Genomic DNA, 24,588 nt, shown 5'->3' with positions numbered 1-24,588 from the left:
TCTCCCCTCCTTAACCTAACAATTCTTCTACTGTTTTATTGCGAAGTTTCGCTACATCTTCAGCACGTTTCAGGTTTTTGATCCCTTCAACAGTTGCACGAACCATGTTAATTGGTGTGCTGGATCCAAGTGATTTTGAAGTGATATCAGCTATTCCAGCAAGCTCAAGTACCGCACGGACAGGTCCCCCAGCAATAACTCCAGTACCCGCACTAGCCGGTTTAAGCAATACTTGCCCACCGCCGTAACGGCCAATGATTTGGTGTGGAATTGTTGACTCAACTAAAGGTACATCAACCATGTTCTTCTTAGCATCTTCGATCGCTTTGCGGATCGCTTCTGGAACTTCTTGAGCTTTCCCAGTACCAAATCCGACATGGCCGTTTTTGTCACCTACTACAACCAGTGCAGTAAAGCGGAAGCGGCGTCCACCTTTCACAACTTTTGCCACACGGTTTACTGTAACTACGCGTTCTTCTAGTTCAAGTTTGTTGGCATCAATTTGACTCATGTAGTCCGTCCCTCCTTTTTGTATTAAAATTCTAGTCCATTCTCGCGCGCTGCATCAGCCAATGCTTTTACACGCCCATGGTATAAGTAACCGCCGCGGTCAAATACCACTGATTTGATGTTTTTATCCGCTGCTCGCTTTGCGATGAGCTCTCCCACTTTCTGGGAAGCCTCTGCATTGCCGGCAGACTCGATATCAAGCTCTTTGTCAAGAGTGGAGGCACTAGCTAAAGTTACCCCGGTTTCATCGTCGATCAATTGAGCGTAAATGTTTTTATTAGAACGGTATACGCTTAGACGTGGACGCTCACTTGTTCCGCTGATTTTCGTACGGACGCGTGCATGTCTTTTCTTGCGCACTTTGTTCTTATCAAGCTTTGTAATCATGCGAGTCACTCCTTTCAATGCCTAGCGGCTTTATTTACCTGTTTTACCTTCTTTACGGCGTACATATTCGCCTTCGTAGCGAATTCCTTTGCCTTTGTATGGCTCAGGCGGACGTACAGCGCGAATATCAGAAGCCAATGCTCCGACTCTTTCTTTGTTGAAGCCTTTAACGATCACTTTTGTGTTGGATGGTACATCGATTTCGATACCGTCTTCCGGTTCAAATTCTACAGGGTGGGAATAGCCAACGTTTAGCACAAGCTTCTTGCCCTGTTTCTGTGCACGGTAACCAACACCGACAAGCTCAAGTGATTTTTCAAAGCCTTTAGATACACCTTCTACCATGTTTGCTACAAGGGAACGTGTTGTTCCATGCATGGAGCGGTGTTCTTTTGCATCGGATGGACGAGTCACGTTGATGACATTGTCCTCAATGCTGATATTGATATCTGAATTGAATGTATTGCTCAGTTCACCTTTTGGCCCTTTGACAGTCACTTTGTTTGCTTCTTTTGTTACTGTTACGCCAGAAGGGATTTCAATTGGTTTATTGCCTATACGGGACATTGTTGCACCTCCGTTCTTTCTGCTAAATTACCAAACATATGCGAGTACTTCGCCGCCGACTTGTTTCGCTCTTGCTTCTTTGTCGGAGAGTACTCCCTGAGAAGTTGATACAAGCGCAATTCCTAAACCGTTCAATACTTTTGGAACCTCGTTTGCTTTTGCATAAACACGAAGACCGGGCTTACTGATACGTTTTAGTCCGGTAATAACGCGCTCGTTATTCGCTCCATATTTAAGAAAAATGCGGATAATACCTTGCTTGTTGTCTTCGATGAATTCTACATCGCGGATGAAACCTTCTTTTTTAAGGATATCAGCAATGTCCTTCTTGATTTTAGAACCTGGAATTTCCAATTTCTCGTGGCGGACCATGTTCGCGTTTCGAATTCTTGTAAGCAAGTCTGCAATTGGATCAGTCATAACCATTAATATTTACCTCCTTCCCAATATCGGGCTTACCAGCTGGCTTTTTTAACGCCTGGAATTTGACCTTTGTAGGCTAATTCACGGAAACAGATACGGCATAATTTGAATTTGCGAAGAACAGAATGCGGACGGCCGCAGCGTTCGCAGCGTGTATATTCTTGAACTTTATACTTAGGCGTACGTTTCTGCTTGACTACCATTGATTTCTTAGCCACTATTTCGCCTCCCTTTTACGATTACTTTTGAAATGGCATTCCAAATCCAGTTAATAGCTCGCGTGATTCTTCATCAGTGTTAGCTGTTGTGACAATAACAATGTCCATTCCGCGAACCTTGCTTACTTTATCGTAATCAATTTCTGGGAAAATGAGCTGCTCTTTGATTCCAAGTGTATAGTTGCCGCGTCCATCAAATGCCTTCTTGGAGATTCCGCGGAAGTCACGAACACGTGGCAATGATACAGAAACCAATTTGTCAAAGAACTCATACATGCGTTCACCGCGAAGTGTCACTTTAGCACCAATCGGCATTCCTTCACGAAGGCGGAATCCCGCAATGGATTTTTTCGCTCTTGTCACAACAGGCTTTTGACCTGTGATCATAGAGAGTTCTTCCACTGCATTATCAAGTGCTTTAGCGTTTTGAACAGCATCGCCAACACCCATGTTAATTACGATTTTTTCAATTTTTGGTACTTGCATAACTGATTTATAGTTGAACTTGCTCATAAGAGCAGGTGTGATTTCTTTTTGATATTTTTCCTTTAGGCGGTTCATATTTTGTACCTCCCTTCTTCTACTTACTGGCTAATGATCTTGTCTTTTAAATCTGTATCTAAAACTTCACCGGATTTCTTAGATACCCGGACACTTTTGACTTTTTCTAAACCGTCTTTGCCTTTGACCGTAACTTTTTTATAGCCGATTCTTGTTGGCTCATTAGTTTTTGGATCAATGACCATAACATTAGAAGCATGAATGGCTGCTTCCTTGTCAAAAATTCCGCCTTGCGGGTTTTCTTGGGAAGGTTTCGCATGCTTCTTCACAATGTTAACTCCTTCGACAAGTACGCGTTCTTTCTTAGGAAATGCTGCAAGTACTGTACCTGTTTTCCCTTTATCCTTGCCGGAAAGGACCATCACTTTGTCGCCTTTTTTAACGTGCATTTGAATCGCACCTCCTTGAGTGACCGAATCATGTGTTTATATTAAAGAACCTCTGGTGCCAGAGAAACAATTTTCATGAAGTTTTTATCGCGGAGCTCACGAGCCACTGGTCCGAAGATACGAGTTCCTCTTGGAGCTTGGTCGTCACGGATAATGACACATGCATTTTCATCAAATTTGATGTAGGAACCGTCCGGACGGCGTGCACCTGATTTAGAGCGGACGATAACTGCTTTTACAACGTCACCTTTTTTGACAACGCCACCAGGTGTTGCATTTTTCACCGTACATACAATCACATCACCGATGTTTGCCGTTTTACGTCCAGAACCGCCGAGCACTTTGATTGTCAATACTTCACGTGCACCGGAGTTGTCAGCTACTTTCAAACGGGATTCTTGTTGGATCACCTTGTTTACCTCCCTTCGGACTCAACTATCCGAAACAAAATTAAATGATAACCGCTTTTTCAACTACCTCTACAAGACGGAAGCGTTTTGTAGCCGATAGAGGGCGAGTTTCCATAATACGGACAACATCCCCAACTTTAGCTTCGTTCAACTCATCATGAGCTTTGAATTTCTTGGAATATTTTACGCGTTTGCCGTACAAGCTGTGTTTTTTATATGTTTCAACCATTACTGTAACAGTTTTATCCATTTTATCGGAGACAACACGACCTGTGTATACTTTACGCTGATTGCGTTCAGCCATATCCGCAACCTCCTTTCACCTATCGATTGGTTATGCCGATCTCTCTTTCACGAATGATCGTTTTCATGCGGGCGATCCCTTTGCGGACCTCTCGGATGCGGGCAGTATTTTCCAATTGCCCTGTAGCTAGCTGGAAGCGAAGGTTAAATAATTCTTCCTTTAAAGACTTGATATTCTGTTCAACTTCGGCAGTGGTCAAATCACGGATTTCTTTAGCCTTCATTTCGTTCACCACCAATTTCTTCTCGTTTAACAAACTTACATTTTACTGGAAGTTTGTGGGATGCAAGTCGAAGTGCCTCACGAGCCACCTCTTCAGATACACCAGCAATTTCAAACATGATCTTGCCAGGTTTTACTACAGCTACCCAGCCTTCAGGAGCCCCTTTACCGGAACCCATCCGTACTTCCAAAGGTTTAGCTGTATAAGCTTTATGAGGGAAAATTTTAATCCATACTTTACCGCCACGTTTCATATAACGTGTCATGGCGATCCTTGCTGCTTCAATTTGGCGGTTTGTGATCCAAGAAGCTTCAAGAGCTTGAAGACCGTATTCACCGAATGCTACTTCAGTACCGCCTTTTGCTTTACCGCGCATGTTTCCACGATGTGGACGACGGTATTTCACTCTTTTAGGCATTAACATGATTAATTTCCTCCTTCCTCAGACTTTTTCTTTTCTGGAAGGACCTCTCCACGGTAAATCCAAACTTTGACGCCGAGCTTACCGTATGTTGTATCTGCTTCAGCATGTGCATAGTCGATATCTGCGCGAAGTGTATGAAGTGGAACAGTTCCTTCGCTGTAGTGTTCCGAACGAGCGATATCAGCTCCGCCAAGTCGGCCGGAAACCATTGTTTTGATACCTTGTGCACCTGCACGCAATGTACGCTGGATCGCCTGCTTTTGCGCACGGCGGAAAGAGATCCGGCTTTCCAATTGACGAGCGATGTTTTCAGCAACAAGTTTCGCATCCAAATCAGCTTTTTTGATTTCAACGATGTTGATATGAACTCGTTTGCCTGTAAGCTTGTTCAATGCTTTTCTTAGGGCTTCTACTTCACTTCCACCTTTACCGATAACCATTCCAGGCTTGGCTGTGTGGACAGTGATGTTGATGCGGTTTGCAGCACGTTCGATTTCAATTTTGGAAACCGAAGCGTCTTTGAGACGATTTTCGATATATTCACGCACCTTTATATCTTCGTGAAGTAAAGTTGCGTATTCTTTGTCTGCGTACCACTTGGATTCCCAATCACGAATAATGCCGATACGCATTCCAATAGGGTTTACTTTTTGACCCACGAACTACCCCTCCTTCTGTTCTGATACCACAATTGTAATGTGGCTTGTTCGTTTGTTGATTTGGCTGGCTCTACCTTGAGCACGTGGTCTGAAACGTTTCATTGTCGGACCTTCATCAACATATACTTTTGATACTAAAAGGTTGTTTACGTCCATGTCATAGTTATGCTCTGCATTTGCTACAGCAGACTTCAAAAGCTTTTCTACAACCGGAGAAGCTGCTTTTGGAGTATGCTTCAAGATGGCAATTGCTTCGCCTACTTGCTTTCCTCGAATAAGATCGACGACCAGGCGTGCTTTACGAGGAGCAATTCTAACTGTTTTAGCAACAGCTTTTGCTTGCATTAGGATGCCCTCCTCTCATTAGCGTCTTGTTTTTTTGTCATCTGCGGCATGACCTCTATAAGTACGAGTTGGCGCAAATTCACCGAGCTTGTGGCCAACCATATCTTCACTGATGTAAACTGGAACATGCTTGCGTCCATCATAGACTGCGATTGTATGTCCGACAAATGCCGGGAATACTGTGGAACGGCGAGACCAAGTTTTGATCACTTGTTTCTTGTCAGTCTCATTTAAGTTCTCAACTTTTTTCATCAAATGCTCATCTACAAAAGGTCCTTTTTTCAGGCTGCGACCCATGCTGGTACCTCCCTTCGTGATTGCGCTACGGTCCGATTAAAGAACCGTAGGACAACCTCGTTATTTTTTGCGGCGGCGTACAATAAATTTATCCGACTTGTTTGTTTTCTTCCTTGTTTTGTAACCAAGAGTTGGTTTACCCCAAGGAGTAACAGGAGACTTACGACCGATTGGTGATCTTCCTTCTCCTCCACCATGTGGATGGTCGTTAGGGTTCTTAACGGAACCGCGAACGTGAGGACGTCTGCCCAACCAGCGTGAACGACCTGCTTTACCGATTGTTACAAGTTCATGCTGCTCATTACCCACTTCACCGACTGTTGCACGGCAGGTAGCAAGGATCATGCGCACTTCACCTGAGTTCAAACGGACAAGCACGTATTTTGTACCTTCTTTACCAAGAACCTGAGCTGAAGTTCCTGCGGAACGGATAAGCTGGCCGCCTTTACCAGGTTTCAACTCGATGTTGTGTACAACTGTACCAACTGGAATGGAAGAAAGCGGAAGAGCATTTCCTACTTTGATGTCAGCTTCAGGACCAGACATGATTTCCATGCCCACTTGAAGGTTTTTTGGAGCTAGAATATAACGCTTTTCACCATCATTATAGTGGATCAAAGCAATGTTTGCGGAACGGTTTGGATCGTATTCGATAGTAGCAACGCGTCCGGGTATACCATCTTTGTTGCGTTTGAAGTCGATAATACGATATTGACGTTTATGACCGCCTCCGCGATGACGAACTGTAGTCCTACCTTGGCTGTTACGGCCGCCTTTTCTGTTAAGAGGCGCAAGCAATGTCTTTTCCGGTTTATCAGTAGTAATCTCGGCAAAGTCCAAGCTTGACATGTTGCGTCGACCGTTGGAGGTAGGTTTGTATTTTTTGATCGCCATTTTTTTCCCTCCTCTGCATTTATTGAAAGATTAAAGATTAAACTTCAAAAAACTCGATTTCTTTGCTGTCTTCAGTCAAAGTGACCACTGCTTTGCGGCGTTTGTTTGTGTAGCCTGCAAAACGGCCCATACGTTTGAATTTACCTTTGTAGTTCATGACATTGACTTTTGCGACTTTTACATCAAAGATGCTTTCTACTGCGTCTTTCACCTGTGTTTTGTTGGCTTTGACGTCAACTTCGAAAGTATACTTTTTGTCAGCTGTCATGTCCATGGAACGCTCTGTGATTACGGGGCGCTTTATAACGTCACGTGCATCCATTACCCAAGCACCTCCTCGACTTTTTCAACTGCGGCTTTCGTCAGGATCAATGTTTCATGCCCAACAACATCAAGCACGTTGATGCTGTTTGCATCAACAACTGTAACTCCTGGGATGTTTCTTGCAGAAAGTGCCACATTGTCTTCTGGAACATCAGTTACAACCAACGCTTTTTTGCCAACTGGCAAGCTTTGTAAAACTTTAGCAAATTCCTTTGTTTTAGGAGCATCGAAAGTCAATGCTTCTACTACAAGGATGCTTTCTTCCAAAGCTTTTGCAGACAATGCTGATTTGATAGCAAGACGGCGTACTTTCTTAGGAAGCTTGTAGCTGTAGCTGCGTGGAACCGGTCCGAATACTGTTCCACCACCGCGCCATTGTGGTGAGCGGATAGATCCTTGTCGTGCTCTACCTGTGCCCTTTTGGCGCCACGGTTTACGTCCGCCGCCGCGCACTTCCGAACGTGTTTTTACTTTAGATGTACCTTGTCTTAATGAAGCTTGCTGCATGACGATTGCTTCAAATAAAACATGGTTGTTTGGCTCAATTCCGAAAATAGAATCGTTGAGATCCACTTCTCCGACCTTAGAACCTTCTTGATTATATACGGCTACTTTTGGCATTTCATTTCCTCCTTTCCTTACGAAACTATTTATTTAACCTTGATTCCAGTTTTGATTTCAAGCAATGCTTTTTTCGATCCAGGGACATTTCCTTTGATCAAAAGAAGATTACGTTCTGCATCAACCTTGACAATTTGAAGGTTTTGAACAGTGATTTTCTGTCCGCCCATTTGTCCAGGGAGTTTCTTTTGCTTGAATACACGAGCTGGGTCAACAGCGCCCATTGATCCAGGGCTGCGGTGGAAGTGGGAACCGTGGGACATTGGTCCGCGGCCTTGACCGTGGCGTTTGATAACACCTTGGAAACCTTTCCCTTTAGAAATTCCTGTTACATCCACTACATCGCCTTCTGCGAAAATATCAACTTTGATCTCTTGACCAACTTCATATTCATCTAGATTTACGTTATTTAACTCACGTACGAAGCGCTTAGGTGCAGTTTCTGCTTTGGCAACATGTCCTTTTTCAGGTTTGTTGGCTAGCTTTTCGCGTTTGTCTTCAAAACCGATTTGAACAGCTTCGTATCCGTCCGCCTCAACTGTTTTCTTTTGAAGAACAACGTTGGGAGCAGCTTCAACTACTGTTACAGGGAGAAGTCTTCCGTCTTCAGCAAAAATCTGCGTCATACCGATTTTCCTACCTAAGATTCCTTTGGCCATGAGTCACACCTCCTGCTTTCTTTCATTAATTATTTATTAAAGTTTGATTTCAATGTCCACGCCGGACGGCAAATCGAGTCTCATCAATGAATCCACAGTTTGTGGTGTAGGACTGATGATGTCGATCAGACGTTTATGTGTCCGCATTTCGAATTGCTCGCGGGAGTCCTTGTATTTATGAACCGCACGCAAGATTGTGTAAACAGATTTCTCTGTTGGAAGCGGAATTGGTCCTGATACATTTGCACCTGAACGTTTTGCCGTTTCTACAATCTTTTCTGCAGACTGATCCAAAATTCTGTGATCGTAAGCTTTCAATCTAATCCGGATTTTTTGTTTTGCCATTACTTTCCCTCCTTTTCGCCTATTTAAAAAATAGACATACTCCGCGGAAATTTCCCCCACACTCGCCATGGCAAAGCGGCCGGGTGTGTCGGCAACCTTCCGCATCATTGCTGTCAAATGACCAACATTATACATTATACATACAATAGATGGTCATTGCAATATGAAACAACAAATAATGCCGTTAAATTTGACTGTTTCATTATACAGACGTTCCAATAATTTTTCAACAAAGGTTTTTCTTTTCTATATATCGTTAAAAATAATTTTTTGTATGAAAGGTGTTTACAAAACAGCTCGGTTTGTATATTATGATTAATAAGTTTCCTTAGGGCAACTATTTGTCTTTGAGGCAATATAGTAGAGGTTGGCTAAAAAATTAAATATACATTGTTATAGAAAAGAAGGTGAAGGTTTTGAAAGATCAGGCTATATCCGTGCGCAATTTATCTGTTTCCTATTATGGAAAGGAAGTTCTAAAGAACATCAATTACACTTGCAGCCATGGAAAATTAGTCGGGATTATTGGACCAAATGGCGCTGGTAAATCCACAATGATGAAAGCGGCCTTGGGATTAATACCAAGGGATAGCGGACAGATCAATATTGGGGGACGGCCGCTAAAAGAAATGAGGAAAAAGATTGCATACGTCCCCCAACGGTCGAATATTGATTGGGATTTTCCGATTATTGTTAAAGACACAGTGCTTCTTGGGACCTATCCAAAACTGGGCCTCTTTCATCGTCCGAAAAAGGAAGACAAAAAATGGGCGATGGAGTGTCTTGCGAAAGTAGGAATGGAGCAGTTTGCAAACAGCCAAATTGGCGAGCTATCTGGAGGCCAGCAGCAAAGAGTATTTCTTGCACGTTCTTTAGCACAAAATGCGGAGTATTTCTTCTTGGATGAACCATTTGTCGGAATTGATGTTTCCAGCGAAGAGGTCATCATTCGCATTTTAAAAGGATTACGTGATGAAGGTAAAACTGTGTTTGTCGTCCACCATGATTTAATGAAAGTACAAAGTTATTTTGACGATCTCATTCTTATCAATAAAGAATTAATAGGCGCTGGCCCCGTAGATCATGTCTTCAAACCGGAATTGATGCAGGCTGCATACAAAGCCCCGATCAATATGCTTGGAAGTCTGGGGGTCGGAGTGTAGTGGAGTTCATTAATGATTTAATGACATATGAGTTTTTGCAGAAAGCTTTTGTGACATCAATTATAGTCGGGATCATTTGCGGCGTTATCGGCAGTTTCATCGTTTTGCGCGGAATGGCCTTGATGGGAGACGCGATTTCGCATGCTGTTCTTCCCGGGGTGGCCATTTCATACATGCTTGGAGTCAATTTTTTCTATGGGGCCGTAGCGACAGGTATCTTGACGGCACTCGGTATCGGGTTAATCAGTCAAAACAGCCGTGTTAAAAATGACTCTTCGATCGGAATTGTTTTTACTGCGGCATTTGCTTTGGGAATTATTTTAATTACCCTTGCTCAAAGTGCAACGGACTTAACGCAGATTTTGTTCGGAAACGTCCTTTCGGTCAGAACGTCTGACATGTGGCTGACCCTTATTGTTGGAGCTGCAGTCATCCTTGTTGTTGTTCTATTTTATAAGGAGTTGCTCGTTTCAAGCTTTGATGAAACAATGGCCGCAGCTTATGGACTTAAAACAAGATTGATTCATTATATGATCATGGCGCTTCTAACACTTGTCACTGTGGCATCCTTACAGACAGTAGGAGTTATTCTCGTTGTCTCCATGTTAATTACACCGGCGTCAACAGCTTATCTTTTGACAAATAGATTATCAACGATGATTGTGCTTGCGTCGGTATTTGGGGCACTCTCTTCGATCATCGGATTATATTTCAGCTTTGTCTATAATCTGCCGTCTGGGCCGGTTATCGCATTGGCTACGACAGTTATTTTCTTGGTTGCATTTTTGTTCTCTCCGAAACAGGGCATCTTCTGGAGAATGTTAAAAACGAACAAACAAAGAATATCAGTTGGTTAGGAACTGAAAACCTGCCGGAACAAGCTAATAAAGAAATATTTTATAGAATGAAAGGGAGTTTAGTAGAAAATGAAGAAGTTTATGAAATGGATTGTGCTAGCAAGTATCGCGGCATTTTTACTTGCTGCGTGCGGGGACAAGAAATCGACCTCGGATTCCGGAGGTAGTTCAGGATCTAAAGATGATGGACAGTTGAAGGTCGTCACTTCATTTACAATCATTGAAGACCTTGCAAAGGAAATTGGCGGGGACGATGTCGTTATTCATAACTTAGTCCCTACAGGTACGGATCCTCACGAATATGAACCTTTGCCTGAAGATATTAAAGCAGCTACTGATGCGGATGTACTTTTTTATAACGGCCTAAACCTTGAAGGCGGTAAAGACGGCTGGTTTTTTAAAATGATTGATTCTGTTGGACAGAAAGAAGAGAATGTCTTCAGTTTGACAGAACGTGTAGAGCCAATGCATATAACAAGCCATGATGGGAAAGAAGAAGAAATTAATCCTCATGCTTTTATCGACCCCAATGTAGGAATTATCATGGCAGAGGACATGATAGACGCATTCATCAAAATCGATCCTGATAAAAAAGAAAATTACGAAAAACGCGGTAATGCTTACTTAGAAAGACTGAAAGAGATTGAAAAAGAATATGAAGAAAAACTCAGTAGCATACCTGAAGAAGATAGAATCTTAGTGACAAGTGAGCGGGCTTTTCAATATATGACTAGTCGTTATGGATTAAAGGAAGCCTATATCTGGGCGATTGATACAGAAGAAAATGGTTCACCCAAACAAATAAAAGCACTTATCGGGTTCCTTAAAGAACATAATGTTCCTATCCTCTTCCGGGAATCTAATGTTGACCCGCGTCCAATGGAAACAGTTTCCAAGGAATCGGGAGTACCTATCTATGAAAAACCGATCTATTCTGATGAAATTGGAAAACCAGGGGATGAGGTCGATACGTATATTAAGTATCTAAAGTATAATATTGACATCATGTACGATGGCCTGAAGAAATAATCGGTCAACAAAAGAATTTCCCACAAACGCTCGGGCCTGCCCTATAAAAAGAGAAAAATAAAAAGCACCTTTAGTTGGTTTAAATACAACTTGAGGTGCTTTTTCTATGGGAAAAGAATAAGTTATGCTACAGTACTGTCGAGGAAATATGCCAACATTCCGGTTTCATTCAATTGAAAGTTATGATCCTAGACAAGAAATTGTTCTCCACAAAGCACTACCCCGCACTAACAGAATCCTTCGCTTTGAAGACCATCTGTATCTGCAGAGACGATGACTGAGGGTTTTACTTGCACATGAAGTCCAATGCGGTTTTCCACTCCCACTGCTTCTATGATTCGTTTTATGTTAGTCGCCTGTACCCGCAATCTTTTGGGTATTTGCATGTATTTTTTCGCAAAATTGTGTGGTGAACCCAAGTATCGAACAAAAAAAAAGAGTAGGGTTGATCAGTCCCCTACTCTTTTATCATAAGTGATTCTTCTTATTTTTCAATTGAAGCAACGACACCAGAACCAACTGTACGTCCACCTTCACGGATAGAGAAACGAGTTCCGTCTTCAATCGCGATTGGGGAGATAAGCTCAACTGTCATTTCAATGTTGTCGCCAGGCATAACCATTTCTACACCTTCTGGCAGCTCAATAACTCCTGTTACGTCTGTTGTACGGAAGTAGAACTGAGGACGGTAGTTAGAGAAGAATGGAGTATGACGTCCACCTTCTTCTTTGGATAGAACGTAAACTTCAGATTTAAATTTAGTGTGTGGAGTAATGGATCCAGGTGCAGCCAATACTTGTCCGCGTTGGATGTCTTCACGTGCAACACCACGAAGAAGTGCACCAATGTTGTCCCCAGCTTCAGCATAGTCAAGAAGCTTACGGAACATTTCTACTCCAGTAACAGTTGTTTTCTTAGACTCTTCAGCAAGACCGATGATTTCTATTTCGTCACCGACTTTAACTTGTCCACGCTCAACACGGCCAGTAGCAACTGTTCCACGACCAGTGATAGAGAATACGTCCTCAACAGGCATCATGAATGGCTTGTCAGTTTCACGAGCTGGAGTTGGGATGTACTCATCAACAGCGTCCATCAATTCAACGATTTTTTCTTCCCACTCTGCTTCACCTTCAAGAGCTTTAAGAGCAGAACCTTTGATAACAGGAATGTCATCGCCAGGGAATTCATATTCAGAAAGAAGATCGCGGATCTCCATCTCAACTAATTCAAGAAGTTCCTCATCGTCAACCATGTCACATTTGTTCATGAATACAACGATGTATGGAACACCTACGTTACGAGAAAGAAGGATATGCTCACGAGTTTGTGGCATTGGACCATCAGCAGCTGATACAACAAGGATAGCTCCGTCCATTTGCGCAGCACCAGTGATCATGTTTTTAACATAGTCAGCGTGTCCTGGGCAGTCAACGTGTGCATAGTGACGTTTTTCAGTTTCATATTCAATGTGAGAAGTAGAGATTGTGATTCCACGCTCTTTTTCTTCAGGAGCGTTGTCAACTTGGTCATAAGACTTAGCTTCTCCACCCAATTTTTTAGAAAGAACAGTAGCAATAGCAGCAGTCAAAGTTGTTTTACCATGGTCAACGTGACCAATTGTACCAATATTCGCATGTTCTTTGGAACGATCAAATTTTTCCTTAGCCATTAGGAAATCCTCCTTTAATTTTAAAAAATAATAAGTATGGATGAGCGCTTTAAAGAAGGATTTTTTCCCCGCTTTAAAGCCGCCCGAATATCATCTACTAGTAGTTATACTTGATGGATGCAATAAAATCAATTATTCACCGCTATTTTTTTTGATGATCTCTTCAGCGATGGATTTTGGTACTTCTTCATAGTGGTCAAAGTGCATTGTGTAAGTACCGCGCCCTTGCGTATTGGAACGAAGGGATGTTGCATATCCGAACATTTCGGAAAGCGGAACGAAAGCTTTTACCACTTGTGCGTTTCCTCTTGCTTCCATACCTTCAACGCGTCCGCGACGAGATGTAACATCACCCATGATATCCCCAAGATATTCTTCAGGAACTACGACTTCAACCTTCATAAGTGGTTCAAGCAAGACAGGGTCACATTTCTTTGCCGCGTTTTTAAGTGCCATAGAGGCAGCAATCCTAAACGCCATCTCATTCGAGTCAACGTCATGGTAGGAACCATCATACAATTTCGCTTTGACATCAATCAGCGGATAACCTGCGATGACACCTTGATCCAGTGCATCTTCAAGTCCAGCTTGGACTGCAGGGATGTATTCACGTGGAACAACACCACCAACGATGGCATTTTCAAATTCAAAGCCTTTTCCTTCTTCATTTGGAGAGAATTCAATCCAAACGTGCCCAAACTGTCCACGTCCACCTGATTGGCGAACGAACTTTCCTTCTACTTGGGCGGAAGAACGGAATGTTTCGCGGTAAGAAACCTGCGGAGCACCCACGTTGGCTTCTACTTTGAACTCCCGCTTCATGCGGTCAACGAGGATATCAAGGTGAAGTTCACCCATACCCGAGATGACTACTTGGCCAGTTTCTGTGTTTGTTTCAGCGCGGAAAGTCGGGTCTTCTTCTTGCAATTTCGCAAGTGCAGTACCCATTTTATCTTGGTCCGCTTTTGATTTTGGTTCGATAGCGACTGAAATAACCGGCTCAGGGAACTCCATAGACTCAAGAATTACAAGATTCTTTTCGTCACAAAGCGTATCACCTGTACCTGTATCTTTCAATCCTACCGCTGCCGCGATGTCACCGCTGTAAGCAGTAGAGATCTCTTCACGGTGGTTCGCATGCATTTGAAGGATACGTCCGATTCTTTCACGTTTCCCTTTAGTAGAGTTTTGAACGTAAGAACCAGACTCAAGAACGCCTGAATACACGCGGAAGAAAGTCAAACGACCGACATAAGGGTCAGTCATTACTTTGAACGCAAGAGCTGAAAATGGCTCTTTATCATCAGCATGACGTTCGAGTTCCTCGTCTGTACCAGGTACAATCCCTTTGATTGATTCAATATCTGTCGGAGCAGGCAAATAATCAACAACTGCATCAAGCACAGGCTGAACGCCTTTGTTCTTGAAAGCTGTTCCACAAAGTACAGGGTAGAATTCAACTTTCAAAGTTGCTGAACGGATTGCAGCCTTAAGCTCTTCGTTGGAGATTTCTTCTCCTTCGAGATATTTCATCATAAGCTCTTCATCAAAGTCTGCTACAGCCTCAATTAAGCTTGCACGCAGTTCTTCGGCTTGATCTTGAAGATCTTCCGGAATCTCTGATTCAGTAGCATCCAACACGTCGCCCTCATAAATCCAAGCTTTCATCTCAACGAGGTCTACGATACCTTTGAAAGTATCTTCCGCGCCGATTGGAAGCTGGATTGGATGTGCATTGGCATCCAGACGATCATGAAGTGTTTTTACAGCATATAAAAAGTCCGCACCGATTTTATCCATTTTGTTAACGAATACGATACGTGGAACTCCGTAAGTTGTTGCTTGGCGCCAAACTGTCTCAGTTTGCGGCTCAACACCGGATTGTGCATCGAGTACAGTTACAGCTCCATCAAGAACCCTTAAGGAACGTTCAACTTCAACTGTGAAGTCTACGTGACCAGGAGTATCGATGATATTGACACGGTGTCCTTTCCACTGTGCTGTTGTAGCAGCAGATGTGATTGTGATTCCGCGTTCCTGCTCTTGTTCCATCCAGTCCATTTGGGAAGCACCTTCATGAGTTTCACCCACTTTATGGATTCGCCCTGTGTAGAAAAGGATGCGCTCGGTTGTCGTTGTTTTACCGGCATCGATGTGTGCCATGATCCCGATATTACGAGTTTTTTCTAAGGAGAACTCTCTAGGCATCTCGTCTTTCTCCTTCCTAGTTTATAAATAGTAATATATCTTACCAGCGGTAGTGGGCAAATGCTTTGTTTGCCTCAGCCATTTTATGTGTATCTTCACGCTTCTTAACTGAAGCTCCGCTGTTGTTTGCAGCATCAAGAATTTCGTTGGCAAGACGCTCTTCCATGGTTTTTTCTCCACGAAGACGTGCGTAGTTCACTAACCAACGAAGACCTAATGTTGAACGACGTTCCGGACGTACTTCAACTGGCACTTGGTAATTTGCTCCACCCACACGGCGAGCTCTTACTTCCAAGACCGGCATGATGTTTTTCAAAGCTTGGTCGAAGACTTCCATTGCGTCTTTACCGCTTCTTTCTTGAACTAGGTTAAATGCTGAATATAGGATAGATTGTGCTTTTCCTCTCTTACCGTCAATCATCAATTTGTTGATTAGACGAGTTACAAGTTTGGAGTTGTATAACGGATCAGGAAGCACATCTCTTTTAGCGACTGGTCCTTTACGTGGCATTGTTGTTCCTCCTTTCACAAACAGTGAATAATATTACATTACTTTTTCTCTTTAGGTCGTTTTGTTCCGTATTTAGAACGGCTTTGTGCACGGTTCTCAACGCCAGCTGTATCAAGCGCACCACGAACGATGTGATAGCGTACACCCGGCAAGTCTTTAACACGTCCACCACGGATCAATACAACGCTGTGCTCTTGAAGGTTATGTCCGATTCCAGGAATATAGGCAGTTACCTCAATTCCGTTTGTCAAACGAACACGAGCATATTTACGAAGCGCAGAGTTCGGTTTTTTAGGTGTCATTGTACCAACACGAGTACATACGCCACGCTTTTGTGGAGAAGAAACGTTTGTGCTTGCTTTCTTGAAGCTATTGTACCCTTTGTTAAGTGCTGGAGAGTCAGAAGTAGTCACTTTTGACTTTCTTGGTTTACGTACCAACTGATTAATTGTAGGCATTAATGCTTCCTCCTTTCCGGTTTTCTATAGACCCACACATCCAGGTGGTTCTTTTTAAAGCAAAAAAACAAGTTTTTGCGGACAACATACGCGTCCTCTGCAAAAACACCTTTAGTGAATGATGGCAACAGCTGCCGCCCCTACATCAATACCACATGCTTTGCCAAGTTTTTTCATGGAGTCGACTTTGGTAACAGGCACATCCAGCTCTTTCGCTGTATTAATGATGTTATCTGTAATTCTGGAGTCGGCATCCTGCGCAACGAAAACTTCCTTCGCATGACCTGATCTCAGAGCTCTTACTGTTTGCTTTGTTCCTATTATCAAATTTGCATCCTGCAATACTTTTTCATAAGACAATTTTACGCATCCTCCAAAGCAACAGGTTATTATGATAGGATCACCTTGAATATAGTATCATCTGGTATTTTTAATGTCAACAATAAAAGCGAAATTTTTGCTTGAGAAAAGCGCAATGTCACGTCTGCGGCGTTGGCAAAATTAGTGCGTAATCTGTACGTTGGTATTAGGGATTTTGCCCATCGATATATATAAAACCAACTTACATGATCTTCTCTTTACAAGAATCCGCCGGCAAAATCGCCGGCGGCTCTGCTGCTATTCTACGTTGACTGCGTCGTCTTCTTCTTTCTTCAATACAGCGCTCGCTCTTCTGTAGCGCTGCATTCCGGTTCCCGCCGGAACCAGTTTTCCAATAATGACGTTCTCTTTCAAGCCAAGCAGCTCATCCCGCTTACCTTTGATGGCAGCGTCTGTCAACACACGTGTTGTTTCTTGGAATGAAGCTGCTGACAAGAAGGAATCCGTCTCAAGCGATGCTTTTGTAATACCGAGCAATACCGGACGTCCGGTTGCAGGCTGGGTTCCTTCAAGCAACACTTTTTCGTTTGCATCCGTAAACTGATGAATATCGAGTAATGTTCCCGGTAGTACATCGGTATCTCCCGCGTCTGTTACTCTGACTTTCCGCAGCATTTGGCGAACCATCACTTCGATATGCTTGTCGCCAATTTCAACACCTTGCATGCGGTAAACCTTTTGTACCTCAAGTAAAAGATACTCTTGTACGGCAGCTACGTCTTTGGCACGCAACAGTTCCTTCGGATCAATGGATCCTTCGGTCAGTTCCTGCCCTCGTTCCACTCGATCGTTCACTGCTACACGCAGTCGAGCTGTATACGGTGCATTGTATGTTTTACTTTCAATCTCGCCCTGTATGACAATTTCATGCTGGCGATCCCTGCCCTCATTGATGGCAATAACAACACCGCTGATTTCAGAAATGACTGCCTGCCCTTTCGGATTACGGGCTTCGAACAATTCCTGAATACGTGGAAGACCCTGCGTGATATCGTCTCCGGCTACCCCACCGGTGTGGAAAGTCCTCATCGTAAGCTGGGTACCTGGCTCTCCTATTGACTGAGCGGCAATGATTCCCACCGCTTCACCAACATCCACTACTGAGCCAGTTGCCAAGTTGCGGCCGTAGCATTTTTTACAAACGCCATGGCGCGTATTACAAGTGAACGCCGAGCGAATCCAGACTTTGTCGATTCCCGCGTTGACGATTTCTTTCGCCGTATCTTCTGTAATAAGGGTATTCTCTTCAATAATGGTTTCCCCTGTTTCAGGATGAACGATCTTTTTCCGGGTGAAGCGTCCAATCAGCCTTTCTTCCAAAGACTCGATTTCTTCTGTGCCATCTTTTAGCGCTGAAACAAGCAAGCCTCGGTCAGTACCACAGTCATCCTCACGGACAATAACATCCTGCGCCACATCCACCAGCCTTCTTGTCAAGTAACCTGAGTCAGCTGTCTTCAGAGCGGTATCGGCCAATCCTTTACGTGCTCCGTGGGTAGAGATAAAGTACTCGAGTACTGTCAATCCTTCCCGGAAGCTTGATTTAATTGGAAGTTCGATGATCCGTCCAGCCGGGTTGGCCATAAGTCCACGCATACCCGCCAACTGTGTGAAGTTGGAAGGGTTACCCCTCGCACCAGAGTCACTCATCATGTAAATCGGGTTGAGGTTTTCCAAGGATTGCATCAACCTATCCTGAATTTCGTCTTTTGCGGCACTCCAGATGGAAATGACGCGGTCATAGCGTTCTTCATCTGTGATGAGACCCCTCTTGAACTGCTTCAGGACATTGTCAACTTTGGTCTGAGCTTCCTCAAGAATTGTTTCTTTCTCTGCAAGAACCACGATATCGGATACTCCGACCGTAATTCCCGCTTTAGTTGAATATTTGAAACCAAGATCCTTCATGCTATCAAGCATTTTGGATGTCTCAGTGATCTGGAACCTTTTAAAGATCTCGGCGATGACATTCCCGAGAATTTTCTTCTTAAATGGTTTTACCAGCGGTTGTTTTTTAATAAATTCTGCAACATTCTCTGTTGTACCAACAAAATACTTTTCTGGCGTATTTAGTTCCAGGTTCTCTTTCGTCGGTTCATTGATGTATGGGAACGAAGTAGGCAAAATTTCATTAAAAATTATTTTACCCATAGTCGTTACCAATAATTTTTTACGCTGTTCCTCAGAGAATCTCTCATTTGGCAGAGAATCTACATGGATTGCAATCCGTGAATGCAGGTGGATATATCCGTTATAATACGCCAAAAGCGCCTCATCTGCATTGCCGAATACCATACCCTCTCCTGTAGCACCTTCGCGCTCCAGTGTCAGATAATAGTTCCCGAGAACCATATCCTGAGAAGGTGTAACAACTGGCTTACCATCCCTTGGGTTCAAGATGTTCTGCGCTGCCAGCATCAAAAGCCTTGCTTCTGCCTGGGCTTCAGCGGATAACGGAACATGGACAGCCATTTGGTCACCGTCAAAGTCCGCATTATAAGCCGTACATACAAGCGGATGAAGGCGGATTGCCCTTCCTTCGACAAGAGTTGGCTCAAACGCCTGAATTCCCAGCCTGTGCAATGTCGGTGCACGGTTTAAAAGTACTGGGTGTTCGCGGATGACCTCTTCCAGTACATCCCAAACCTCCGGATGAACACGTTCGATTTTACGCTTGGCGCTTTTAATATTATGAGCCAAGCCTTTTTCAACGAGTTCCTTCATAACAAATGGTTTGAACAATTCCAAAGCCATCTCTTTTGGAAGACCACATTGATACATCTTCAGACTTGGTCCGACGACGATAACGGAACGGCCTGAATAGTCTACCCGCTTACCGAGCAAGTTTTGACGGAAACGCCCTTGCTTACCTTTCAGCATATGTGAGAGGGATTTGAGCGGACGATTTCCAGGTCCTGTAACCGGACGGCCTCTTCGTCCATTATCAATGAGAGCATCAACAGCTTCCTGCAGCATCCGCTTTTCATTTTGGACGATAATGCCGGGAGCTCCAAGATCCAAGAGTCTTTTCAGACGGTTGTTCCGGTTAATCACACGACGGTACAAATCGTTCAGATCCGATGTAGCGAACCTACCGCCCTCAAGTTGAACCATAGGGCGCAATTCCGGCGGGATAACTGGAAGTACATCAAGCACCATCCAATCCGGATGATTTCCGGAGTGACGGAAGGCCTCTAGCACCTCAAGCCTTCTGATAGCACGTGTACGCCGCTGGCCTTGTGCTGTCTTTAGTTCTTCTTTCAAGATCTCAACTTCTTTGTCAAGATCTATGTCCTGCAGAAGCTTTTTAATAGCCTCCGCACCCATTCCAGCATTGAAAGTAGAACCGTACTTTTCACGATAAGCACGATATTCCCTTTCAGATAAAAGCTGTTTCTTCTCAAGCGTAGTGTCTCCAGGATCTGTCACTACGTAAGAAGCGAAATAAATAATTTCTTCCAAAGCCCGGGGGGACATATCCAATAGAAGTCCCATCCGGCTTGGAATTCCTTTGAAGTACCAGATGTGAGAAACAGGAGCAGCCAGTTCGATGTGCCCCATGCGCTCACGGCGGACTTTTGCCCTGGTCACTTCCACGCCACAGCGGTCACAAACGACTCCTTTATATCGCACTCGTTTGTATTTTCCACAGTGGCATTCCCAGTCTTTTGTCGGACCAAAGATCCGCTCGCAGAAAAGACCGTCCTTCTCCGGCTTTAAAGTTCTATAGTTGATTGTTTCCGGTTTTTTTACTTCACCAAAAGACCATGAACGGATCTTATCGGGTGAAGCGAGACCGATTTTCATATACTCGAAGTTATTTACATCCAGCAAGGGGCCTACCTCCCTTTTCATATACAGGTTTTACCCTAATTGCCTTATCTGACATCATTTACTCCTTTGTAGCAGCTGTTTCTTCCACTTTAGTTTCAGGAGCAATGTTCAATGTGTCTGCCTGGTGAAGATCATCATCGTCCTCAAGCTCGCGCATTTCAATTTCCTGTTCGTCCCCGGACAGGATTTTAACATCCATTCCAAGGCTTTGCAGTTCTTTGATCAGAACCTTAAATGATTCTGGAACGCCCGGTTCTGGGACGTTTTCACCTTTAACAATTGCCTCATATGTTTTCACACGTCCAACCACATCGTCAGATTTTACCGTAAGGATTTCTTGAAGAGTGTATGCTGCACCGTATGCTTCAAGCGCCCATACCTCCATCTCCCCGAAACGCTGACCGCCAAACTGGGCTTTACCACCAAGCGGCTGCTGAGTAACGAGTGAGTAAGGGCCTGTTGAACGAGCATGCAGCTTATCATCAACCATATGCGCAAGTTTCAGCATATACATGACTCCAACGGAGACACGGTTATCAAAAGCTTCCCCTGTTCGTCCGTCATAAAGGACCGTTTTCGCATCAGAAGCCATGCCGGCTTCTTCAATCGTTGCCCATACATCCTCTTCGGTTGCACCATCAAATACTGGAGATGCCATATGCAGTCCCAAGTATCTCGCGGCCATACCCAAATGCAGCTCAAGCACCTGGCCAATGTTCATCCTTGAAGGAACCCCAAGTGGGTTAAGCATGACATCGATAGGTGTGCCGTCAGGCATGTATGGCATATCCTCTTCCGGAAGAATGCGGGAGATAACCCCTTTGTTACCGTGGCGTCCCGCCATTTTGTCCCCTTCAGAGATTTTCCTTTTCTGAACGATATATACACGGACAAGCTGGTTCACACCCGGAGAAAGCTCGTCGCCGTCTTCACGGTTGAACACTTTTACATCCAAGACGATTCCGCCGCCGCCATGAGGCACTCGGAGGGAAGTATCCCGGACTTCACGTGCTTTTTCACCAAAGATGGCGTGAAGCAGGCGCTCTTCAGCTGTCAGCTCTGTTACACCTTTTGGTGTTACTTTTCCGACTAACAGGTCGCCGTCCTTGACTTCCGCACCAATACGGATGATTCCGCGCTCATCAAGGTTTTTAAGGGCATCTTCCCCGACGTTTGGAATATCCCTTGTCATTTCTTCAGGACCAAGTTTTGTATCCCTAGCTTCAGATTCATATTCTTCAATATGAATCGATGTATAAACATCATCTTTTACAAGTCTTTCACTCATGATGATCGCATCTTCGTAGTTATAGCCTTCCCATGTCATAAATCCTACGAGGACGTTTCGGCCAAGTGCTAATTCCCCTTGATCCATGGATGGACCGTCTGCAAGGATTTCACCTTTGACAACACGGTTGCCTACACTTACGATCGGGCGCTGGTTATAGCAGGTTCCTTGGTTAGAACGGATAAACTTTTGCAGGCGGTACTTATCAAGATCGCCTTTTACTTCCTGCCCGTCAATTTCCTGGATTCTGCGTACCCAAATTTCTCGCGCCTCGATGTGTTCCACAACACCATTATGCTTGCAAATTACAGCAGCACCTGAATCCTTCGCAGATACATACTCCATTCCAGTACCTACAAGCGGTGCTTCCGGCTGCATAAGAGGAACGGCCTGTCGCTGCATGTTCGCTCCCATTAGGGCACGGTTGGAGTCATCGTTTTCCAAGAATGGAATACATGCTGTTGCAGCAGACACAACCTGCTTGGGAGAAACGTCCATGTAGTCAATCCGGTCTCTTCTAATCACGGTGTTTTCCCCACGGAAACGAGCAATGACTTCGTCATTTTCGAAAGTGCCTTCCTCTGTCAATGGAGCATTTGCCTGCGCGACAACATAGTTATCTTCTTCGTCTGCAGTTAAATAGTCAATTTGAGAAGTGACCGCACCTGTCTCAGGGTCAACACGACGGTAAGGTGTTTCAATAAAACCGAAGCGATTCACCTTCGCAAAAGTGGACAGCGAGTTGATCAATCCGATGTTCGGGCCCTCTGGTGTCTCAATCGGGCACATACGTCCATAGTGTGAATAGTGGACGTCCCGAACTTCCATCCCGGCACGTTCACGTGTCAAACCACCTGGTCCAAGAGCAGAAAGTCTCCGTTTATGAGTCAATTCTGCCAATGGATTCGTCTGGTCCATGAACTGTGACAACTGAGAGCTTCCGAAAAACTCCTTAATGGATGCAATAACCGGACGAATATTGATCAATTGCTGTGGAGTGATTGTATTGATGTCCTGGATAGACATCCGCTCACGCACAACCCTCTCCATACGAGACAATCCAATTCTGAACTGGTTTTGAAGCAGTTCTCCAACAGAACGAAGACGGCGGTTACCCAGATGGTCGATATCATCTGTATCACCGACTCCATAAAGAAGATCAAAGAAATAGCTGATGGAAGCAATGATATCGGCAGGCGTAATATTCTTGATTTCTTCCTCTATGAAAGAATTGCCGATGACATTGATTTCTTTTTCTTCATCATCATGCGGAGCATATATTTTAATAGTTTGAACGGTAATGTCCTCTTCCAGCACACCGCCATGATTGTTATATGTTTTGAAACCTGCGCCTTTTTCAAGGTAAGGAATCAATTTGTCCAATGTGCGGCGGTCGAGTAGAGTGCCTTTTTCCGCAATAATTTCGCCGGTTTCGGGATCGGCCAAGGTTTCTGCCAGCCGTTGACCGAAAAGACGATTTTTAATATGGAGTTTTTTGTTGATTTTATAACGTCCAACGTTGGCCAAATCGTATCTTTTTGGATCGAAAAAGCGCGAAACAAGAAGGCTTTTCGCGTTCTCAACTGTTGGAGGTTCACCTGGGCGAAGACGTTCATAGATTTCAAGCAACGCTTTTTCAGCGCTCTCTGTGTTGTCTTTTTCCAGTGTGTTTCGGAGATACTCGTTATCTCCTATTAATTCGATGATTTCTTGATCAGAACCAAAACCCAGTGCACGCAAAAGAACCGTTACCGGCAGTTTCCTCGTCCGGTCGATACGGACATACACAACATCTTTCGCATCTGTTTCATATTCCAGCCATGCGCCGCGGTTCGGAATGACAGTGGCAGTGAAGCCTTTCTTACCATTCTTATCAATCTTAGCGCTGTAATAAACACTTGGAGAACGCACCAGCTGTGAAACTATGACACGCTCTGCCCCATTGATGATGAATGTTCCCATTTCTGTCATCAGCGGGAAGTCTCCCATGAACACATCCTGGTCTTTAACTTCGCCGGTCTCTTTATTTAAAAGACGCAATTTGACACGAAGCGGAGCGGAATATGTGGCATCGCGCTCTTTAGATTCTTCCACAGAATATTTTGGTTCACCGAGACTATAATCGATAAATTCCAATGATAGATTCCCGGCGAAATCTTCAATTGGGGAGATGTCCTGAAACATTTCCTTTAAGCCCTCATCAAGAAACCATTGATAAGAGGAAGATTGAATTTCAATAAGGTTTGGCAGTTCCAATACTTCACTGATCCTAGCAAAGCTTCTGCGCTGGCGGTGCCGTCCATACTGAACAAGTTGACCTGTCAACTGATTCACCCCTCAAAAATCATGCATTTTATTCATCCTATCCGCTCTAATCAAGCAGGATACGAATCATCAGACAAAAAGAAAAGCGTAAGGCGCGCAGCCTTAGGAGGCAAGCACAAGACGAATGGCGAGGAGGCAGCTTTTCAGCCACCACAGCAATTTGGCTTGTGACCTCGAGCCAATGGCGCCTGGAGCTAGACCTACCACATCATAATTCGAATAATAACCTTCGTCTAATTTTACACTTTTTTTCTTACAAAAAGAAAAATGGTTTTACTTTGAAAACCACAATTTCCTGAGAC

Annotated in this window: 29 protein-coding genes; 3 read left to right on the top strand and 26 right to left on the bottom strand. The window is 44.1% G+C overall.

The window, feature by feature from the left end; all coding sequences use genetic code 11:
- Positions 1–10: 10 nt before the first annotated feature.
- Genes rpsE through rpsJ form a run of 19 tightly spaced genes read right to left on the bottom strand, consistent with a single transcriptional unit; the run spans position 11 to position 8,560 of the window.
- A complete protein-coding gene (gene rpsE / locus D5F11_RS17970; RefSeq protein ID WP_120118022.1) occupies positions 11–511 on the bottom strand; it encodes a 30S ribosomal protein S5 in 501 nt (166 codons plus the stop codon).
- Between the two features lie 23 nt (positions 512–534).
- Positions 535–897 (bottom strand): 50S ribosomal protein L18, encoded by a 363-nt coding sequence (gene rplR, locus D5F11_RS17965; protein WP_120118023.1) that lies wholly within the window; start codon positions 895–897, stop codon positions 535–537.
- Between the two features lie 30 nt (positions 898–927).
- Complete coding sequence (rplF, locus tag D5F11_RS17960; protein ID WP_120118024.1) at positions 928–1,464, bottom strand: 50S ribosomal protein L6; 537 nt, start codon at positions 1,462–1,464, stop codon at positions 928–930.
- Between the two features lie 27 nt (positions 1,465–1,491).
- Complete coding sequence (gene rpsH, locus D5F11_RS17955) at positions 1,492–1,890, bottom strand: 30S ribosomal protein S8 (protein ID WP_120118025.1); 399 nt, start codon at positions 1,888–1,890, stop codon at positions 1,492–1,494.
- Positions 1,891–1,919: 29 nt separating this feature from the next.
- Positions 1,920–2,105 carry a type Z 30S ribosomal protein S14 gene (locus D5F11_RS17950; RefSeq protein ID WP_018708743.1) on the bottom strand — a complete coding sequence of 62 codons (186 nt, stop codon included), beginning with the start codon at positions 2,103–2,105 and terminating at the stop codon, positions 1,920–1,922.
- 21 nt (positions 2,106–2,126) lie between these two features.
- Complete coding sequence (gene rplE / locus D5F11_RS17945) at positions 2,127–2,666, bottom strand: 50S ribosomal protein L5 (RefSeq protein WP_120118026.1); 540 nt, start codon at positions 2,664–2,666, stop codon at positions 2,127–2,129.
- A gap of 23 nt (positions 2,667–2,689) precedes the next feature.
- Positions 2,690–3,055, bottom strand: a complete 366-nt coding sequence (rplX, locus tag D5F11_RS17940) for a 50S ribosomal protein L24 (protein ID WP_120118027.1) — start codon at positions 3,053–3,055, stop codon at positions 2,690–2,692.
- Positions 3,056–3,096: 41 nt separating this feature from the next.
- A complete protein-coding gene (rplN, locus tag D5F11_RS17935; RefSeq protein ID WP_120118028.1) occupies positions 3,097–3,465 on the bottom strand; it encodes a 50S ribosomal protein L14 in 369 nt (122 codons plus the stop codon).
- A gap of 40 nt (positions 3,466–3,505) precedes the next feature.
- Positions 3,506–3,769 carry a 30S ribosomal protein S17 gene (rpsQ, locus tag D5F11_RS17930; RefSeq protein ID WP_120118029.1) on the bottom strand — a complete coding sequence of 88 codons (264 nt, stop codon included), beginning with the start codon at positions 3,767–3,769 and terminating at the stop codon, positions 3,506–3,508.
- Positions 3,770–3,788: 19 nt separating this feature from the next.
- A complete protein-coding gene (gene rpmC, locus D5F11_RS17925) occupies positions 3,789–3,992 on the bottom strand; it encodes a 50S ribosomal protein L29 (protein ID WP_018708738.1) in 204 nt (67 codons plus the stop codon).
- Positions 3,982–4,416 carry a 50S ribosomal protein L16 gene (gene rplP / locus D5F11_RS17920; protein ID WP_018708737.1) on the bottom strand — a complete coding sequence of 145 codons (435 nt, stop codon included), beginning with the start codon at positions 4,414–4,416 and terminating at the stop codon, positions 3,982–3,984. The genes rpmC and rplP overlap by 11 nt, the downstream gene beginning before the upstream one ends.
- A gap of 2 nt (positions 4,417–4,418) precedes the next feature.
- A complete protein-coding gene (rpsC, locus tag D5F11_RS17915) occupies positions 4,419–5,075 on the bottom strand; it encodes a 30S ribosomal protein S3 (RefSeq protein ID WP_018708736.1) in 657 nt (218 codons plus the stop codon).
- Positions 5,076–5,078: 3 nt separating this feature from the next.
- Positions 5,079–5,420, bottom strand: coding sequence for a 50S ribosomal protein L22 (gene rplV / locus D5F11_RS17910; RefSeq protein ID WP_120118030.1), 342 nt, complete (start codon positions 5,418–5,420; stop codon positions 5,079–5,081).
- Between the two features lie 18 nt (positions 5,421–5,438).
- Positions 5,439–5,717, bottom strand: a complete 279-nt coding sequence (rpsS, locus tag D5F11_RS17905; protein WP_120118031.1) for a 30S ribosomal protein S19 — start codon at positions 5,715–5,717, stop codon at positions 5,439–5,441.
- A 60-nt stretch (positions 5,718–5,777) separates the two neighbouring features.
- Positions 5,778–6,611, bottom strand: a complete 834-nt coding sequence (rplB, locus tag D5F11_RS17900) for a 50S ribosomal protein L2 (protein ID WP_120118032.1) — start codon at positions 6,609–6,611, stop codon at positions 5,778–5,780.
- A 37-nt stretch (positions 6,612–6,648) separates the two neighbouring features.
- Positions 6,649–6,933, bottom strand: coding sequence for a 50S ribosomal protein L23 (gene rplW / locus D5F11_RS17895; RefSeq protein ID WP_120118033.1), 285 nt, complete (start codon positions 6,931–6,933; stop codon positions 6,649–6,651).
- Positions 6,933–7,556, bottom strand: a complete 624-nt coding sequence (gene rplD / locus D5F11_RS17890; RefSeq protein ID WP_120118034.1) for a 50S ribosomal protein L4 — start codon at positions 7,554–7,556, stop codon at positions 6,933–6,935. Before rplD ends, rplW begins: the two co-directional genes overlap by 1 nt.
- Positions 7,557–7,585: 29 nt before the next feature.
- Positions 7,586–8,215 carry a 50S ribosomal protein L3 gene (gene rplC / locus D5F11_RS17885; RefSeq protein ID WP_120118035.1) on the bottom strand — a complete coding sequence of 210 codons (630 nt, stop codon included), beginning with the start codon at positions 8,213–8,215 and terminating at the stop codon, positions 7,586–7,588.
- Between the two features lie 36 nt (positions 8,216–8,251).
- Entirely contained in the window at positions 8,252–8,560 is a 309-nt protein-coding gene (gene rpsJ / locus D5F11_RS17880; RefSeq protein ID WP_018708729.1) for a 30S ribosomal protein S10, read from the bottom strand.
- 416 nt (positions 8,561–8,976) lie between these two features.
- On the opposite strand from rpsJ, the gene D5F11_RS17875 reads away from it, so the two are divergent.
- The 3 genes from D5F11_RS17875 (at position 8,977) to D5F11_RS17865 (ending at position 11,609) form a co-directional block, all read left to right on the top strand.
- A complete protein-coding gene (locus tag D5F11_RS17875) occupies positions 8,977–9,723 on the top strand; it encodes a metal ABC transporter ATP-binding protein (RefSeq protein ID WP_120118036.1) in 747 nt (248 codons plus the stop codon).
- 20 nt (positions 9,724–9,743) lie between these two features.
- On the top strand, positions 9,744–10,580 hold the full coding sequence (locus D5F11_RS17870; RefSeq protein ID WP_185830774.1) for a metal ABC transporter permease: 837 nt from the start codon (positions 9,744–9,746) through the stop codon (positions 10,578–10,580).
- A 69-nt stretch (positions 10,581–10,649) separates the two neighbouring features.
- The gene (locus D5F11_RS17865; RefSeq protein WP_120118038.1) at positions 10,650–11,609 is read left to right on the top strand and encodes a metal ABC transporter solute-binding protein, Zn/Mn family; all 960 of its coding nucleotides are present in this window, start codon (positions 10,650–10,652) and stop codon (positions 11,607–11,609) included.
- A gap of 484 nt (positions 11,610–12,093) precedes the next feature.
- Here the strand turns inward: D5F11_RS17865 and tuf are convergent, their stop codons facing one another.
- The 7 genes from tuf to rpoB form a co-directional block, all read right to left on the bottom strand.
- Positions 12,094–13,281 (bottom strand): elongation factor Tu, encoded by a 1,188-nt coding sequence (tuf, locus tag D5F11_RS17860; protein ID WP_120118039.1) that lies wholly within the window; start codon positions 13,279–13,281, stop codon positions 12,094–12,096.
- Between the two features lie 132 nt (positions 13,282–13,413).
- Positions 13,414–15,489 (bottom strand): elongation factor G, encoded by a 2,076-nt coding sequence (gene fusA, locus D5F11_RS17855; RefSeq protein ID WP_120118040.1) that lies wholly within the window; start codon positions 15,487–15,489, stop codon positions 13,414–13,416.
- Positions 15,490–15,529: 40 nt separating this feature from the next.
- On the bottom strand, positions 15,530–16,000 hold the full coding sequence (gene rpsG, locus D5F11_RS17850; protein WP_120118041.1) for a 30S ribosomal protein S7: 471 nt from the start codon (positions 15,998–16,000) through the stop codon (positions 15,530–15,532).
- Positions 16,001–16,038: 38 nt separating this feature from the next.
- Positions 16,039–16,458 carry a 30S ribosomal protein S12 gene (rpsL, locus tag D5F11_RS17845; protein ID WP_018708722.1) on the bottom strand — a complete coding sequence of 140 codons (420 nt, stop codon included), beginning with the start codon at positions 16,456–16,458 and terminating at the stop codon, positions 16,039–16,041.
- Between the two features lie 111 nt (positions 16,459–16,569).
- The gene (locus D5F11_RS17840) at positions 16,570–16,818 is read right to left on the bottom strand and encodes a 50S ribosomal protein L7ae-like protein (protein ID WP_120118042.1); all 249 of its coding nucleotides are present in this window, start codon (positions 16,816–16,818) and stop codon (positions 16,570–16,572) included.
- A 258-nt stretch (positions 16,819–17,076) separates the two neighbouring features.
- Positions 17,077–20,673, bottom strand: a complete 3,597-nt coding sequence (rpoC, locus tag D5F11_RS17835) for a DNA-directed RNA polymerase subunit beta' (RefSeq protein ID WP_120118043.1) — start codon at positions 20,671–20,673, stop codon at positions 17,077–17,079.
- Between the two features lie 58 nt (positions 20,674–20,731).
- Positions 20,732–24,286, bottom strand: coding sequence for a DNA-directed RNA polymerase subunit beta (rpoB, locus tag D5F11_RS17830; protein WP_120118044.1), 3,555 nt, complete (start codon positions 24,284–24,286; stop codon positions 20,732–20,734).
- Positions 24,287–24,588: the final 302 nt, after the last annotated feature.

Origin of the sequence: Siminovitchia terrae (genome assembly GCF_003605405.2) — a bacterium.
Classification (GTDB): Bacteria; Bacillota; Bacilli; order Bacillales; family Bacillaceae_C; genus Siminovitchia; species Siminovitchia terrae.
The sequence above is the reverse complement of the archived record's forward strand: the minus strand, read 5'-3'. Positions and strand labels throughout refer to the sequence as shown.

Bases quoted from the DNA above. Each gene is read 5' to 3' on its own strand.
- rpsE (WP_120118022.1), bottom strand. From the start codon at position 511: ATGAGTCAAATTGATGCCAACAAACTTGAACTAGAAGAACGCGTAGTT.
- rplR (WP_120118023.1), bottom strand. From the start codon at position 897: ATGATTACAAAGCTTGATAAGAACAAAGTGCGCAAGAAAAGACATGCA.
- rplF (WP_120118024.1), bottom strand. From the start codon at position 1,464: ATGTCCCGTATAGGCAATAAACCAATTGAAATCCCTTCTGGCGTAACA.
- rpsH (WP_120118025.1), bottom strand. From the start codon at position 1,890: ATGGTTATGACTGATCCAATTGCAGACTTGCTTACAAGAATTCGAAAC.
- rplE (WP_120118026.1), bottom strand. From the start codon at position 2,666: ATGAACCGCCTAAAGGAAAAATATCAAAAAGAAATCACACCTGCTCTT.
- rplX (WP_120118027.1), bottom strand. From the start codon at position 3,055: ATGCACGTTAAAAAAGGCGACAAAGTGATGGTCCTTTCCGGCAAGGAT.
- rpsQ (WP_120118029.1), bottom strand. From the start codon at position 3,769: ATGGCTGAACGCAATCAGCGTAAAGTATACACAGGTCGTGTTGTCTCC.
- rpmC (WP_018708738.1), bottom strand. From the start codon at position 3,992: ATGAAGGCTAAAGAAATCCGTGATTTGACCACTGCCGAAGTTGAACAG.
- rplP (WP_018708737.1), bottom strand. From the start codon at position 4,416: ATGTTAATGCCTAAAAGAGTGAAATACCGTCGTCCACATCGTGGAAAC.
- rplV (WP_120118030.1), bottom strand. From the start codon at position 5,420: ATGCAAGCAAAAGCTGTTGCTAAAACAGTTAGAATTGCTCCTCGTAAA.
- rpsS (WP_120118031.1), bottom strand. From the start codon at position 5,717: ATGGGTCGCAGCCTGAAAAAAGGACCTTTTGTAGATGAGCATTTGATG.
- rplB (WP_120118032.1), bottom strand. From the start codon at position 6,611: ATGGCGATCAAAAAATACAAACCTACCTCCAACGGTCGACGCAACATG.
- rplW (WP_120118033.1), bottom strand. From the start codon at position 6,933: ATGGATGCACGTGACGTTATAAAGCGCCCCGTAATCACAGAGCGTTCC.
- rplD (WP_120118034.1), bottom strand. From the start codon at position 7,556: ATGCCAAAAGTAGCCGTATATAATCAAGAAGGTTCTAAGGTCGGAGAA.
- rplC (WP_120118035.1), bottom strand. From the start codon at position 8,215: ATGGCCAAAGGAATCTTAGGTAGGAAAATCGGTATGACGCAGATTTTT.
- rpsJ (WP_018708729.1), bottom strand. From the start codon at position 8,560: ATGGCAAAACAAAAAATCCGGATTAGATTGAAAGCTTACGATCACAGA.
- D5F11_RS17870 (WP_185830774.1), top strand. From the start codon at position 9,744: ATGACATATGAGTTTTTGCAGAAAGCTTTTGTGACATCAATTATAGTC.
- D5F11_RS17865 (WP_120118038.1), top strand. From the start codon at position 10,650: ATGAAGAAGTTTATGAAATGGATTGTGCTAGCAAGTATCGCGGCATTT.
- tuf (WP_120118039.1), bottom strand. From the start codon at position 13,281: ATGGCTAAGGAAAAATTTGATCGTTCCAAAGAACATGCGAATATTGGT.
- fusA (WP_120118040.1), bottom strand. From the start codon at position 15,489: ATGCCTAGAGAGTTCTCCTTAGAAAAAACTCGTAATATCGGGATCATG.
- rpsG (WP_120118041.1), bottom strand. From the start codon at position 16,000: ATGCCACGTAAAGGACCAGTCGCTAAAAGAGATGTGCTTCCTGATCCG.
- rpsL (WP_018708722.1), bottom strand. From the start codon at position 16,458: ATGCCTACAATTAATCAGTTGGTACGTAAACCAAGAAAGTCAAAAGTG.